Origin of the sequence: Streptomyces roseifaciens (genome assembly GCF_001445655.1) — a bacterium.
GTDB classification, from domain to species: Bacteria; Actinomycetota; Actinomycetes; order Streptomycetales; family Streptomycetaceae; genus Streptomyces; species Streptomyces aureoversilis.
Window position 1 is genome coordinate 1,795,210 of record NZ_LNBE01000004.1, and the last position, 13,808, is coordinate 1,809,017.

Sequence of the window (13,808 nt, forward strand, 5' to 3'; positions counted from 1 at the left end):
ACCCGTCGCCGCCGACTTGGCGCGACGGGTTGACTCATGTGCAGGAGTGCGCCACTCTCTTACCTGTCACTCCTCTACATGAGTGCAGGAGTTCGACTGTTCTGCCCTGGACTGGGTCGGGATAGCTCGCGGTGCGCTGCGGGCCCCGCTCCGGCTGTTCATTGACAACTGCATGGGGATCACGCCGCCTCTCCTCAGCCAAGTAGGCGGTCCCGCCGGGTCAACCCCGGCGGGATGAGCAGCGCAACCCACCCTTCCGCGGCGCTCAGTGCTGCGGCCGGTTGCCTCCTCCGCCCGTCCGGCGCCTTCTGCGCTGTACGGGCGGGGTTGAGGGGAGCTGGACAGTCCGGACCATCCATTTCGGAGGGCACTGACATGGCTAAGCGCGTCATCACGGGGTTCGTGACCACCGGCACCGTCCACGGTGGCCAGCACCAGCACACCCACCACGCGGACGGCACGACGACCACCGTCTCCAGCCAGGGCGGCAAGACCATCAAGGTCGTCACCGACAAGAACGGCAACGAGCGCGTGACCAACGCCGACGGGTCGACCCACACCCGCTACAGCGACCCGCAGGATGCCTTCGACGCCATGATGCGGGCCCAGCGCAAGCGCTGACACGGACCCCGCGCTCCTCCCCGGGGCGGCCGACCCGAGCTGGTCGGCCGCCCCGGGCCTTTCGCTCCCGCCGCCGACTTCAAGGGGTACCGCCGTCATGGCTGCCGTTTTCGCCGCTGTTTTCGTCGCTCTGTACGTCGCTCACAGCGTGGGTGACCACTGGGTTCAGTCCTCGCATCAGTCCCTGAACAAGGGGCGCCCCGGGTGGGCCGGCCGTCTCGCGGACACCCGGCACGTCCTTACCCTGACGCTCACCAAGCTCGCCGTGCTGCTCCTGGTCGCCGTGCTGCTGGGGTTACCGCTGTCGCCGCTCGGCATCGTTGCCGGGCTGGGCATTGACGCGGCCTCGCACTGGTGGGCTGACCGCCGCAGCACGCTCGCGTGGCTGGCCAAGGTGACCGGCAAGGGCGAGTTCTACCGGCTGGGCGCCCCGCGCGCCGGCCACGACGACAACCCGCACATCGGCACCGGCGCCTACGCGCTCGACCAGTCCTTCCACCACCTGTGGCTGCTGGTCGCCGCGCTCATCGTCGCCACCGTCTGACGCCCGTTCTTCGCGGGGCGGTCGCACTCCCGGACAAGGACAGCCGACCGCCCCGCGCTTCCCGACGCACCAGGAGGAGAAGCCCACCATGTGCATGCGCACCTTCGTCGCCGGCCAGGACGCCCGCGGCGATCAGGAGTTCGCAGAACTGGCCCTCGGTATCGACGTCGACTTGTTCCGCGGTCCGCTGGAACTGGAGACGCCCGAAGAGCGGGCGGCCCGCGAGGACGCGGCCCGTGACATCCTCGCCGACCTGCGCGAGGCGGCCGCCGCCGGTGACGAGATCGCCGCGTGGGACGCCCTGTACGCCGACGCGCTCACCCGTACCGTCCCGTTCCTGCGCGCCGCTCGCGACCGCCGCCCGGAGGCGGGGGAAGCGGCATGAGCGACCTCGTCACCGCCCTCGCCGGAGCCGGACCGCTCGCTGCCGGATGGGCTGTTCACGGCATGTGGACGTGGCGCCGTCTGGGTGCCGCCCGCCGGGACCCGCTCTCCGGCCTGCCCACACGGGCCGCGTTCGAGCGGCGTGCCGCACGGGCGGTGGCCCGCGGCCCGCACGTCGTCCTGCTGGTCGACCTGGACGGCTTCAAGAAGCTCAACGACACCTTCGGGCACGCCGCGGGGGACGAAGCGATCCGCTTCACCGCTGCGAGCCTGAACGATGCGCTCGTGTACCGCCGGGGAAGCCTTGTGGCCCGTCTCGGCGGAGACGAGTTCGCCGCCGTCGTCCCGGCGCAGGGCCCCGCAGTCCTCCCGTGGCTGCTGGGTGGTCTGCACGGCGAGATCACCGCCCCGTTCGCCTACCAGGGGCAGACCCTCGCTGTCGGCGCGTCGATCGGCGCGTGCTTCACCGCCGAACTGGCCCTTCCCTCCCTGCCGCTGGCGTTACGGCGCGCGGATGACGCCATGTACGCGGCCAAGCGCAACGGGGGCGGGTGGTGCCTCGCAGACGGCTCCGCACCCGTAAGCCTCACCGCACCCGGCTGCAGGTCCCGGCGCGGCGGCACCGCTGCTGGAAGGGGGGCTGTGTGATGGCTGCGCGTACGCCTCTGTCGAAGGTGCAGAAGGCCGTGCTCGGGTGCGCGTTCGCGCCGATGCTGGCCACCGGCGCTGCGGGCGGCATCGGCACGTTCAGCAACATCAGCAGCGTCTACGGGCAGGGCACGGCGTTGGGTGCGGTCGCGGCCGGCGAGGGTGCAACCGCCGTTCTGGCTCTCGTTCTGCTGGGTCTGACGATGCTGGGGCAGTCCTCTCCGTGGCCGGTCCGGGCGGGGTTGTGGGCTCTTCCCGCCGCGGCTGCGGTCATGGCTGCGATGGCGGGTCCCGACGGCGGCCGGATCGTCATCTACGCCGTGACCCCGATGGGTATGTGCGCGTCCGCGGAGGGAATGGCGTTCCTCGCGCGGCGCATCGTCGTTCACACCGACGGCCGTGACGCCGAGGCCGAACGCAAAGCCGCCGCCGTCGTCCAGGCCCTCGCGTACCACCGGGCCCGTGCTGCCAACCATCCCGACGGTCGAGTCCAGAAGCGTTCCGAGCGGAAGTCGTGGCGCCTCGCTCGCAAGGTCGGTGCTGGAGACGTCGCCCTCGGATCGAGGCTGCTGGACGTCCAGCGCGATCGGGTGACGATTGGCGCGGACTCCGCCCTGTCCGCCATGTTCTCCGGGATCGCAAACACGGAGGAATCTACTGATGCCGGGAGGAAACGGTCTACGGCTGAGCTGCAGGAATCGACTCCGGAGCCGGTCGTGCTGACGCGGCTGCCGGTGCCCGATCCAGCGCCGGTCGACTTCATGAAATCGCCTCCTCAGCTCAAGCCCCTCCCGGCGAGCGCACCGGTCGATTCGGTGAAAGCCGATCGGCCGCCGGTGGAGTCGACCAAGAGCCAGGTGATAGCAGCGGACTCTTCCCGGACCCGGCGGGCGACCGGTCGAGTCCCCGACGCGGCACGCTCCCCCCGCCCGAACCGCACGGCGGAGCAGCTGCTTGAGGAGGCGCGCGCCGCGGTAGCCGACTGGCCGGACGGGCACGTCACCGGCGAGGGGATCCGCCGCGCGCTCCACACTTCGCCGGCCAACGCGCGGAAGCTGCGAGATGCCCTCCTCGCCGAACGCGCTCAGCGCGACGCCAGCGATGACGCCGGAGCGTCGGCCGCATGAGCCGGCTGACGCTCGCCGACCACTTCGAATCCCCGAGGAGGGGGTGACCCGTGGCCAAGCCCGATACCCGTCGCCTGGACCGCGTGATCCAAGAGGCCACCCGCCGGCTCAGCGCCGTCCGGGAACGCGAGATGTGGCCGCTGTCCGGCCCCGAGCGCCGTGCCGTGCTCGCCGCTCTGGCCGGCGGCTCGTACAAGACCATCCGCGGCAAGAGCACCGCCCGCGCCGATCAACGGTTGGAGACAGCCTGGAGCGCGGCTGAGACCCGGCTCATCGCGGAACTCACCGCACTGCAGATCGAGCGGCAGCGGCTCGTACGCGAGGCGGCCAAGGAGAAGGCCGCCAAGACGGCCAAGAAGTCGTCGGGGTGGTGGTGACCATGGCTCGCGTGGACACGCCTCCGGGTGAGTGCCCGCAGTGCTGGCAGCACGCCCACGATCCTCGCGTACACCGCCACCTCGGCCCGCGAGTGGACTGCCTGCAGTGCGTGGACCACATGCGCAACGGTTGCCCGAACATCGTGCCCAAGAAGAAGTCGAGCTGGTGGTGAGCGCAGGCCCGTCGCGCGCCCTTCCCGCCACCTGAGGCGCGGCATTGCACGCCCCGGCTGCTGGGGTGGCTGTCCCCGGTATGGGGCCCGGCCACCCCGGCACCTTCCCTTACCTCCCACCCCGATCGGGGCAGTCAGGAGAGCTTCGGCATGAGCGAGAACGTTGTACGCCTACACAAGGACACCGAACCGCCGGCCGACACGGCGGCCGTGACCACGCTGACCGTGGTCCCCGACCCCGAGCCGCCGGCGCCCGTGCCGCTGTGGGTGCGCTCCGGCCACGCCCTCAAGGCCGCCGTCACGCACGAGCACACCAAGACCGCTGTCCGCGTGGTGGCCCGGCACAGTCTCTACGTCGCCGGAGGGGCCCGGATCGTGGCCCGCCGTACCTGGGACGGGCGGACCGCCGCCCGCTACGAACGCATGCTCCGCGCTGCTGAGGCGGCCGGGAACTACGAGGTGGCCGCGGAGTGGGAGGAGCGCGGGCAGCGCTACCGCGAGGCCCGTCACCGACGCCGCATGGACCTGCTCCACTCCCCGGTCGACGCGGCCAGGGGCGCCCTGGTCGGCACGGGGATGGGCATTGGTTCGCTGGTCGCCCTCGGGGTGGTGCTGGCCATCGCCAACAAGGACATCACCGACGTGATCACGCCTTTGATGGCGGTGATCGAGTTCATCCGTCTGCTCATCACCGTCGTCCAGGTGGTGTGGGGGCCGCTGATCACCCTCGGCCCGTTCCTGGCCCTGCTCGGCCTGTGGGCCGTCGGCCGGCATCAGCAGGCCGCACCGCAGTGGGCTCTTCCCGCCCGCGTCCGTAGCGGCGAGGGCGAGCCCATCACCCCCTCGATCGTCGTCAAAGCCCTGCGGGACGTGGGGGTTCCCGCGCTGCGTAAGGCGATTGACGAGATGGGCGACGTCGGTGCCTCGATGCTGTCCCCGATCGTGATCGCCGGATGCGGCGTCGAGGTGGACGTCACCCTGCCGTCTGGGGTGTCCACGGATGAGATCCAGAAGCGGCGCCGGAAGCTTGCGGAGAACCTGTCGCGGCACGAGCACGAGGTGTTCATCACCATCCCGCCGGCCGCCCGCACCGTGCGGCTGTGGGTCTCGGACTCCGGCGCGCTGGATGAGCCGATCGGCCCGTCCCCGCTGACCACCGACGACACCCTGACCGCCGACTACAAGAACGGCAAGGCTCCGTGGGGGCAGGACCTGCGCGGCGACGCGGCAGCCCTGAGCCTGTACCAGCGGCACCTGCTCATCACCGGCTTGTCCAACCAGGGCAAGACCGCCGCACTGCGGGCCCTCGCGCTGTGGCTGGCACTCGACCGCACAGTGGAGTTCCGCCTCGCCGACCTCAAGGGCGCGGGGGACTGGGCCATGTTCGAGGGGCTCGCCACGGTGCTCATCCAGGGACCGACCGATGAGCACGTGATCGAAGCGACCGAGATGGTTGAAGGCGGTGTGCGGGAGATGGAACGTCGTCTGACGGCGCCGGCCGGCACTGCATTCCCGCTGCTGGTTCTGCTGGTTGATGAGGCGCAGGTGGCATTCATGTGCCCGCTGGTCGACGCGGACAAGCGGCCGTACGGCGGCAGCAAGGCCACCTCGCGCTACTTCATGGGCGCCCGGAAGATCCACAATCAGGGGCGTGCGGTGAATGTGCTGCTGTGGCAGGGCACGCAGGACCCCACCGACCAGAACCTCCCCAAGCTGGTTCGCGAGGGTGCACACACCCGCGCTTCGCTCGCGCTGGGCACCGAATCGCAGGCCCGCATGGCGCTGGGCGACAAGGCCGTAGACGGCGGCGCTGCACCCAACCTGCTGCGCCCCGGCCTGGACAAGGGCACGCTCGTCGTCGCGTCCGACGGCATCGCCATCCCGGCTGGCCAGTCCTCCGTCACGGTGCGCACGCACTACATCGACACCGACACAGCCACCAAGATCGCCGAGCGGGCGAAAGCGCTGCGGGACGGGGTGGCCACGCTGCATGTCATCGAGCGGGGCGAGGAACACGACCCGCTCGCCGACATCGCCACCGTCATCGGCGACGCCCCGCGGCTGCTCACCCAAGACGTCCTCAAGCGCCTCACCGCGCTGGACGAGGACGCCTACGGGGACTGGACGTTCGTGGACCTCAAGCGCGTCTTGGACGGCACCGGAGCCGAGCCCTACAAGTCCGACGGCCGCATGGTCGTCGGCCGTGACCGCATCCTGCGCGCCCTCGCCAATCGCCCGGAGACGGATTCCGCTTCTGCCGTCGGATAGAGGGAGCGCCGTCCCGCGCAGGTCAGGGAGACAGGGAGAACTCCCTGAACCTTTCCCTGACTTGCCTCCCTGGCTCTGACCAGGGCAAATGATCCATCAGGGAGGCAGGGAGGCGTGCAGGTCAGCACCCCTGAAACCCCCTCCATAAGCCTCCCGGTAGGGGGTGTCTTCGCCTCCCTGGCCCCTCCCAGGAAGGGATTCCGCATGTACCCCGAACACGACGGCCGCGCGCCCGCTGCACGGGCCGTGGAAGTCCACCAACCGACCCCCATCACCCCCGCTGCGGCGACGCCCGCGCCGCTCATGCCCGTGCAGCCGGGCAGCGTCCCGGCGGTGGCGAGCATCGTCCTGCCGGACGGCCGCGTCGTCACCGGCTACGCCCTCGAACCTGCCAAGCCCGCACCGGTCGCGGCCAAGCCGACCGTCTCCCGCACCGCGGTGAACATCGCCCTCGGAGGCGTCGGATTCCTCGCCGTCTGCGGCGGGCTGCTCCTGCTCACCGCGTTCATCACCGCCCTGACCGCGCTCATCACCCAGCTGATCATCCTCGCCGCCGTCATCTTCGGCGGCTGGATCGCCGTGCAGCTCTTCAGCGCGAACCGTCACGGCGGCGGGACCACGGTCAACATCCGCAAGGCCATCTTCAAGCGCAACCACTTCCACGGCTGACAGGAGACCACCACCCATGTTCGAGATCCGCGTCATCTGCGATCCGGCCGACACCGACCGCATCGTCGCCGCGCTGGACAGCACCTTCGAGGTCGGCACCGTGAGCGTCCACCCCACCCGGGACGGCAAGCGAAACCGCCTCTACGCCAGCGCCGACCACCGTCCCGCCCTCGAACCCTGGCCCGCGCCGGAGGAGGCGTACGCGCTCGCGCCGAGCATCACCAGCGAGATCGGCTGGACGACGGCCACGATCGCCGGCGCCGAGTCCTTCACCGAACTGGACCGGGACTACTACCTGCGCAGGGCCGCGCTACTTGACCGCATCGCGCTCGTTGACGAGCCCGCTCCGCCGTTCGGCGAGGTCAGCGAGGACGCGCACGCGGCGGCAATCTTCCTGCTCGACTCCGACCGCCTTGACCGGCACCTTGCGGAGAGGGCTGAGAGGGACCCGCGTGGCTACGTCCGTCAGGAATACGCCCGCTGGGCCAAGAACCAGTAGCTGTACCCGAGGGCGGCGGCACTCCCGGACAAGGAACAGCCCGCCGCCCTCGGTCTTCCCATCCCGACAGAGGAACAGGAGAGCTCAAGCATGGCCCAACCGATACCGATTCCGCGACCCGCCCGGCCCCTGCCGCGGGTGCTGGATCTGTTCTGCTGCGCCGGCGGCGCAGGCATGGGCTACGCCCGTGCCGGGTTCGTGGTCGACGGCGTGGACATCGCCGACCGGCCGAACTACCCCTTCCCCTACCACCGCGGCGACGCGCTCGACCGACTCGCCACCCTGATCAGCACTGGCGAGATCGCCGCGTACACCCTGGTGCATGCCTCCCCGCCCTGCCAGGACAAGTGCTCCCTGACCGTGGGCACCAACCGCTCACGGGGATGGGGCGGCCGCCACGAAGACCTTGTGGCGCCCACTCGCGCCCTGCTCGATGAGACCGGGCTGCCGTATGTGATCGAGCAGCCCAACGGCCGTGCCGAGATCCGCAAAGACCTCACCCTGTACGGGGAGATGTTCGGACTCGGGGTGATCCGGCACCGCAACTTCGAACTCGGCCGCTGGTCGGCGCCGCGGCCGGAGCATTTGGCGCATCGGGGGCGGGTGCGCGGCTACCGCCACGGCCGGCTCTACGACGGCCCGTACGTCGCCGCCTACGGCAACGGCGGAGGTAAGCCCAGCGTGGCGGAACTGCAGGCCGCGATGGGCATCGACTGGACGGACGTCCGGGAAGAGCTGATCGAGGCGATCCCCCCGGCCTACTCCCAGTGGATCGGCGCCCAGTTCCTCACCACCGAAGGGAGGGCCGCGGCATGACCGAGCCCCTGCGCACTGCGCTGGACCTCGCGGCGGCCGGCGTGCCTGTGCTGCCCCTGCGTGTGGGCAAGGTGCCGTTCGGCAACTGCCGCGCGTGCGCCAAAAACGCCTGCGGCGGCCGACCGAACATGAAGAACCCGGGTTCCTGCGAGTGCACCAGCGTCTGCCACGCCTGGGCCGCAGCCACCACCGACCCCTGCGTCCTCGCCTCGCCAGCGTGGGCGTCCGCATGGCGTGAGGCGGCGGCCGTCGCCTACCACCCCGGCGGGGCCGGGCTGACCGTGGTGGACCTCGACAACGCCGCGGCCGTCGCGTGGGCCCGCGAGACCCTGCCCGCAACCCGGACCGTGCAGACGACCCGCGGCGAACACTGGATCTACCGCGGCACCATGTCGTCGTCCAACGCGGTTCGACCTGACGTCGACATCAAGTCGCTCATGTCCTACGCCCGGTGGCTCGGCCCCGGAACCGGCACCATGACCGATCTTCCCGGCGCCGTGCGCGCGCTGGTCGTGAAGAAGCCCTCCGCGGCCCGGCCTGTCGTGACCGTGCCCGCGCTGGCCGGGGGCGGGGAGTGCCGGCACCGCACGCCCGCCTATCTGGAGCGTGGCATCGCCATGGCCGAGCAGCGCATCACGGAGGCCCGCAGCGCGGTCCACGCCACCGTGTACCGGACCTTCCTCGCCGTACTTTCCGCCCATGGCCGGTGCGGCTGCCTCACCGACGAGCACATCGCGAGGCTGTTCGCCGCCGCTCAGACCAAGGGGGAGTCGCCCCGGCACTGCACCGACGCGTGGACCAACGCCCGCACCAGGCTGGGACTGTGACCATGGCCGACGGCGACAAGACACCGGCCCGCGAGATCATCACCGATTACGCGCAAGCACACTTCCGGTACTTCCGTACCGCCGACGGGACCGTATTCGCGCAGAGAAACGGCCACCCCGTGGCGCGTCCGATCCGCTCACAGGGCACCTCGGGCAGCCACCGGCAGGAACTCATGATCGGCCTTTTCCGCGACGGTTACGGCGTCTTCAACGGAACAGCCCTCAAGGAGGCGTTGGACTTGATCGAGGCACTGGCGATGACCCAGGACGTACAGCCCGTTCACATCCGTGTCGCACCGGGATTCGACGGCGCGACGTGGCTCGACCTGGGGCGCGGCGACGGGCAGTCGGTCCGTATCCGCTCGGACGGCTGGGACATCCTCACCCCCGACCCGCGCGAGGTCTGCTGGCGGCGCACGCAGCTCACAGGGGAACTTCCCCTGCCGGTCAAGGACACCGACGGCAAGGGCATCGATCTGCTGCTGAGGCTGTGCAACTTCGCCAACGCGCAGACCGAATGCCTGGCCATCGCTTGGCTCATCGGCTGCCTCGGGCCGTCGGTGCCCGTCCCTGCTCCTTTCCTGACCGGCCCGCAGGGGGCGGGCAAGTCCACCGGCGGGCGGATGCTCGTGCGGATCATCGAGGGCATGAGCGGGGACCTGCGGCGCGCCCCGAAGGACGAGGAGAACCTGATCGCGGCCGTGGCGGCCGGATGGGTCACTGCCCTGGACAACCTCTCCCACCTGGCTCCGGACCTGTCCGACCTCATGTGCTGCATCGTCACCGGAGCCGAGACCATCAAGCGCGCCCTGTACACCGATGGCGACGTCGTCCGCGCCCGCTACCGCCGCCCCCTGCTGCTGACCGGCATCGACGTGGGCGTCATCCGACCCGACCTCGCCGAACGCCTCCTCCCGCTCCGCCTGGAACGCCCCGGTGTCCGGCGGACCGAGGCCGAACTGTGGCGCGACTTCGAAGAGGCACTGCCCGTGATCCTCGGCTCCGTTCTCGACCTCACGGTCAAGGTCCGGGCCGCCGAAGCAGACATCCCCACCGATCTCCGGATGGCCGACTTCGCGCACCTGTGCGCGCAGCTCGACGCGGCGACTGGTCTTGGCGCCCTCAACGCCTACCGGGCCAGCCTGGACGACCTCAACGACGACGTCATTGAGGGCGACCTCCTCGCGCAGACCGTGCTCAAGCATGCCGCCGGCCTCACCGCGGGCGATCCGACGCGGATGACGTCTTCCGAGTGGCTGCACTGCCTCACCGGTCTGTACACGGGGGACGACTGCCGTTCCCTGCCCAAGGGATGGCCCACCACGGGCAAAGTCCTCTCCGACCGCCTCAAGCGCCTGCAGCCGACCCTTGCCGCTCGGGGCGTCCTGATCGACTGGGGCCGTACCAGCCAGGCCCGCTACATCGAGATGACCCGACGCCCGACCCCGCCGCCACATCAGCAAGAACCGATGCTCTGACCGGCGAACCACAACCGGGACAAGCAAGAAGAGCACCGCCCCGCACCACGCCCGGGGTGCTCTTCTTGCTGTTCGGTGGCCGCGGCCACCGCCCGATGGTCGCGCCGCGAAGCGGCTCCTTCTTCACGCCTTGAGGCGCACAAACAACAGACACCCACCCTCCTCTTTTTCCTAAGAGAAGAGACGCTGCGTCACTCGCGTCACCCGTGGTAGAAACCGGCCCCTGACCTGCCGCTACAGGGGTGACGCAGGACGGCCGCGGCTGCGTCACCCCACGTCACCCGCGTCGTCTGCGTGACGAAAGCCAGTGTCACCACGCGACGCACCCCAAAACCTCTATGTCACTTAAAACCGCAGGTCAGGGACGTGAATGACGCCGAAGACGCAGTGACGCAGAATCCCGCACCTCGGACAGCCCGCCCCGACCGAAGGGAATCTCTGCATGGAGACGGCTGACATCGCCACTGCTCCCCTTGCCGCAGGTCAGGGCCAGATCGACGGTTTCTGCGGCTCCCTCCACCCCTACGGAGATGCCATGACACTCGCCTCCTCGGAGCGGGCCACGACGGTCGAGCCCCTCTTCTACAAGATCCCGGACGCCGAACGTGCCCTGAACCTGAGCCGGACGGTCATCTACGGCCTGATACGCACCGGCCGTCTCCGCGCCGTCAAGGAAGGGCGCGCCCGGCTCATCCCCGCATCCGCCATCCACGAGTACGCCGCGCTGCTGGAGCGCGAGGCAGGAGAACAGAAGTGACCAAGCGCCGCGGCAGAGGAGACGGTGGCCTGCACTGGGACGCCAAGCGGCAACGCTGGATCGCCACGGCGAGTCTGGGGTTCGACCCCGCCGGCAAGAGGATCGTCAAGCGCGCCAGCGGTAAGACCAAGACCGCAGCCAAGGACAAGCTGAAGGAAGTGCTGCGGGACTATGAGGACGGCCTCGCCATCGCGCCCACCGGCTATACGGTCAAGGACGCGGTGACGGACTGGCTCGCGTATGGACTCGCCGGACGAGACCCACAGACCATCAAGACCAACACCATCCTGTGCAACACCCACGTCATCCCCGCGCTGGGGGCGAGGAAGCTTCGTGATCTCAGTGCCGACGACGTGGACAAATGGCTCGCGCTCAAGGCCAAGGTGCTGAGTACCCGGTCCCTTGAGGCGATTCGTTCGTGCCTGAACCGCGCCGTGAAGCGAGCCATGGCGCGGGACAAGGTGAAGCGCAACGTCGTGGAGCTGTGCGCGATCCCCGCCGGCCGCCCGGGACGGCCGTCAAAGTCGCTGACCCTCAAACAGGCGGAGGCCGTACTGGCCGCTGCGGAGGACTTCCCGCTCTACGCCTACGTCGTCGTCTCGCTCCTCACCGGTGGCCGCACGGAAGAGATGCGCCCCCTCCGGTGGGATCACGTCGACCTCGAAGGGGACCCCGACGCGTCCCCGGAGGTCCCGCCGCACATCGCGGTGTGGCGGTCGGTCCGCAGCTCGGGGGATACCAAGACGAAGAAGTCCCGCCGTACGCTCGCGCTGCCCGGCCGGGCTATCGACGCACTGAAGATCCAGCGCGAGCGTCAAGGGTGGCAGCGCCTGGCAGCCGGCGACCGGTGGCAGGAGACCGGACTCGTCTTCACGTCGGCCGTGGGTACGGAGCTGGACGCCGCGAACGTGCGCCGCGAGTTCCGCAAGATCCTCGCGCAGGCCGCACAGGCGCTGGGGGCCGACGCCAGGCTTCACGAGTTCCGGCCCGATGAGTGGACGACCCGAGAGACGCGCACGTCCTTCATCTCGATCTTGTCGGACCAGGGGATCCCGATCGAAGAGATCTCACGGTTGGCCGGTCACTCCAGTACGGCGGTGACGGAGGAGGTCTACCGGAAACAGATCCGTCCGGTGATCCAGACCGGCGCGGTCGCCATGGACGGGATCTTCGGCACGGAACCCGGGATGAGACGCTAGTCACGCAGTTAGTCACGCATAAAAACCAGAGGGCCGGTACTGGATCAGTACCGGCCCTCTGGCCTGCTACTTAGCTGTCGGGGTGGCGGGATTTGAACCCACGACCTCTTCGTCCCGAACGAAGCGCGCTGCCAAGCTGCGCTACACCCCGATGTGCGGCCGGTTCCTGCTTTTCGCAGGCCCCCGGAGCAACGAGCTCTACTTTAGCGGACCGGAGCCCAGAGGTGAAATCCGATTCCGGGGGAGCCGCAGGTGGGCGGCCCGGAGGGGGCCGCCCGGGGGTGTCAGGCGCGCGGGGTCAGGGTGAGGAGCGTGGCCTCGGGGGGGCAGGCGAAGCGGACCGGGGTGTAGCGGTTCGTGCCGCAGCCTGCGGAAACGTGCAGGTAGGAGCGGTGGCCGCCGGCCTTGTGGGTGGAGAGGCCCTTGACCCGTTCGGGGTCGATGTCGCAGTTGGTGACCAGTGCCCCGTAGAAGGGGATGCACAGCTGGCCGCCGTGCGTGTGCCCGGCGAGGATCAGCGGATAGCGGTCGGCGGTGAAGGCGTCGAGCACCCGCAGGTAGGGGGCGTGGACGACGGCCAGGGAGAAGTCGGCGTCCTCGCGGGGGCCGCCGGTCACCTCCGCGTACCGGTCGCGCTTGATGTGCGGGTCGTCGAGGCCGGTGAGGGCGATGTCGTAGCCGGCGACCTTGAGGGCGCCGCGGGTGTTGGTGAGGTTGACCCAGCCCGCGGAGTCGAAGCCGTCGCGCAGCTCCTCCCAGGGGTTGTGGATCGCGCCGACCGCCGGGGCGTTGCCGTTCAGCCCGTGCTTGCCGCTCGCCCGCTCCAGCAGATAGCGGGCGGGGTTGCGCAGCTTGGGGCCGTAGTAGTCGTTCGAGCCGAAGACGTAGGCGCCCGGGAACTCCATCAGCGGGCCCAGGGCGTCGAGCGTCTCGGGCACGCCCTCCGGGTCGGAGAGGTTGTCGCCGGTGTTGATCACGAAGTCCGGGCGGAGCCCGGCGAGGGACTGCAGCCAGCGCTGCTTCTTGCGCTGCCCGGAGACCATGTGGATGTCGGAGACCTGGAGCACCCGCAGCGGCCGCATCCCGGCCGGCAGCACGGGCACCGTCACCCGCCGCAGCCGGAAGGACCGGACCTCGAAGCCGGCGGCGTAGGCGAGGCCGGCTGCGCCGACCGCCGCGATTCCCAGGGGTACTCCGTATCGAGCGCGCATGGGGTACATGGTCGCAGACCGCCGGCTTCGCCCTGTCACGGGCTGTGGATATCTTCCGGACGGCTCGGACCGGCATCCGGGCCGGTGCCGGGCCGGACCCGTGCCGGTGCCGCGGGTCAGATCCAGGGTCGTGTCGAGGGCAGTGTCGCGGGCCGATGTCGCGTGCGCCCCGCGGGAGTTGCCCCCGCCCCGCCGCCCCACGGCGTTAAT

Annotated in this window: 16 protein-coding genes and 1 tRNA gene; 15 read left to right on the top strand and 2 right to left on the bottom strand. The window is 70.0% G+C overall.

Going from position 1 to position 13,808, the window contains the following annotated elements; genetic code table 11:
- The first annotated feature begins 375 nt into the window (after positions 1-375).
- From AS857_RS25205 to AS857_RS25270, 15 genes are all read left to right on the top strand, one after another.
- A complete protein-coding gene (locus AS857_RS25205) occupies positions 376-621 on the top strand; it encodes a hypothetical protein (RefSeq protein ID WP_058045525.1) in 246 nt (81 codons plus the stop codon).
- Positions 622-718: 97 nt separating this feature from the next.
- Positions 719-1,165 carry a DUF3307 domain-containing protein gene (locus tag AS857_RS25210; protein WP_058045526.1) on the top strand — a complete coding sequence of 149 codons (447 nt, stop codon included), beginning with the start codon at positions 719-721 and terminating at the stop codon, positions 1,163-1,165.
- A 94-nt stretch (positions 1,166-1,259) separates the two neighbouring features.
- The gene (locus AS857_RS25215) at positions 1,260-1,550 is read left to right on the top strand and encodes a hypothetical protein (protein ID WP_058047040.1); all 291 of its coding nucleotides are present in this window, start codon (positions 1,260-1,262) and stop codon (positions 1,548-1,550) included.
- Positions 1,547-2,197: a GGDEF domain-containing protein gene (locus AS857_RS25220; protein ID WP_058045527.1), complete on the top strand. Its 651-nt coding sequence runs from the start codon at positions 1,547-1,549 to the stop codon at positions 2,195-2,197. The genes AS857_RS25215 and AS857_RS25220 overlap by 4 nt, the downstream gene beginning before the upstream one ends.
- A complete protein-coding gene (locus tag AS857_RS25225) occupies positions 2,197-3,324 on the top strand; it encodes a hypothetical protein (protein ID WP_058047041.1) in 1,128 nt (375 codons plus the stop codon). Before AS857_RS25220 ends, AS857_RS25225 begins: the two co-directional genes overlap by 1 nt.
- Before the next feature lie 50 nt (positions 3,325-3,374).
- Positions 3,375-3,701: a hypothetical protein gene (locus AS857_RS25230; RefSeq protein WP_058045528.1), complete on the top strand. Its 327-nt coding sequence runs from the start codon at positions 3,375-3,377 to the stop codon at positions 3,699-3,701.
- A 2-nt stretch (positions 3,702-3,703) separates the two neighbouring features.
- On the top strand, positions 3,704-3,874 hold the full coding sequence (locus tag AS857_RS38050; RefSeq protein ID WP_173864802.1) for a pRL2-8: 171 nt from the start codon (positions 3,704-3,706) through the stop codon (positions 3,872-3,874).
- A gap of 150 nt (positions 3,875-4,024) precedes the next feature.
- The gene (locus tag AS857_RS25235) at positions 4,025-6,142 is read left to right on the top strand and encodes a cell division protein FtsK (RefSeq protein WP_058045529.1); all 2,118 of its coding nucleotides are present in this window, start codon (positions 4,025-4,027) and stop codon (positions 6,140-6,142) included.
- 204 nt (positions 6,143-6,346) lie between these two features.
- The gene (locus AS857_RS25240; RefSeq protein WP_058045530.1) at positions 6,347-6,811 is read left to right on the top strand and encodes a hypothetical protein; all 465 of its coding nucleotides are present in this window, start codon (positions 6,347-6,349) and stop codon (positions 6,809-6,811) included.
- 16 nt (positions 6,812-6,827) lie between these two features.
- Positions 6,828-7,310 carry a hypothetical protein gene (locus tag AS857_RS25245; RefSeq protein WP_058045531.1) on the top strand — a complete coding sequence of 161 codons (483 nt, stop codon included), beginning with the start codon at positions 6,828-6,830 and terminating at the stop codon, positions 7,308-7,310.
- A gap of 90 nt (positions 7,311-7,400) precedes the next feature.
- Complete coding sequence (locus AS857_RS25250) at positions 7,401-8,126, top strand: DNA cytosine methyltransferase (protein WP_058045532.1); 726 nt, start codon at positions 7,401-7,403, stop codon at positions 8,124-8,126.
- Entirely contained in the window at positions 8,123-8,953 is an 831-nt protein-coding gene (locus AS857_RS25255; RefSeq protein ID WP_058045533.1) for a bifunctional DNA primase/polymerase, read from the top strand. The genes AS857_RS25250 and AS857_RS25255 overlap by 4 nt, the downstream gene beginning before the upstream one ends.
- Before the next feature lie 2 nt (positions 8,954-8,955).
- A complete protein-coding gene (locus AS857_RS25260; RefSeq protein ID WP_058045534.1) occupies positions 8,956-10,431 on the top strand; it encodes a hypothetical protein in 1,476 nt (491 codons plus the stop codon).
- 442 nt (positions 10,432-10,873) lie between these two features.
- Entirely contained in the window at positions 10,874-11,188 is a 315-nt protein-coding gene (locus AS857_RS25265; RefSeq protein WP_245700464.1) for a helix-turn-helix domain-containing protein, read from the top strand.
- Positions 11,185-12,387, top strand: coding sequence for a site-specific integrase (locus AS857_RS25270; protein WP_173864803.1), 1,203 nt, complete (start codon positions 11,185-11,187; stop codon positions 12,385-12,387). The genes AS857_RS25265 and AS857_RS25270 overlap by 4 nt, the downstream gene beginning before the upstream one ends.
- Positions 12,388-12,464: 77 nt before the next feature.
- On the opposite strand, the gene AS857_RS25275 is transcribed toward AS857_RS25270, so the two are convergent.
- Both AS857_RS25275 and AS857_RS25280 read right to left on the bottom strand, forming a co-directional pair.
- Positions 12,465-12,538, bottom strand: a tRNA-Pro gene (locus AS857_RS25275).
- Between the two features lie 133 nt (positions 12,539-12,671).
- Positions 12,672-13,598, bottom strand: coding sequence for a metallophosphoesterase (locus AS857_RS25280; protein ID WP_058047043.1), 927 nt, complete (start codon positions 13,596-13,598; stop codon positions 12,672-12,674).
- Positions 13,599-13,808 lie beyond the last annotated feature (210 nt).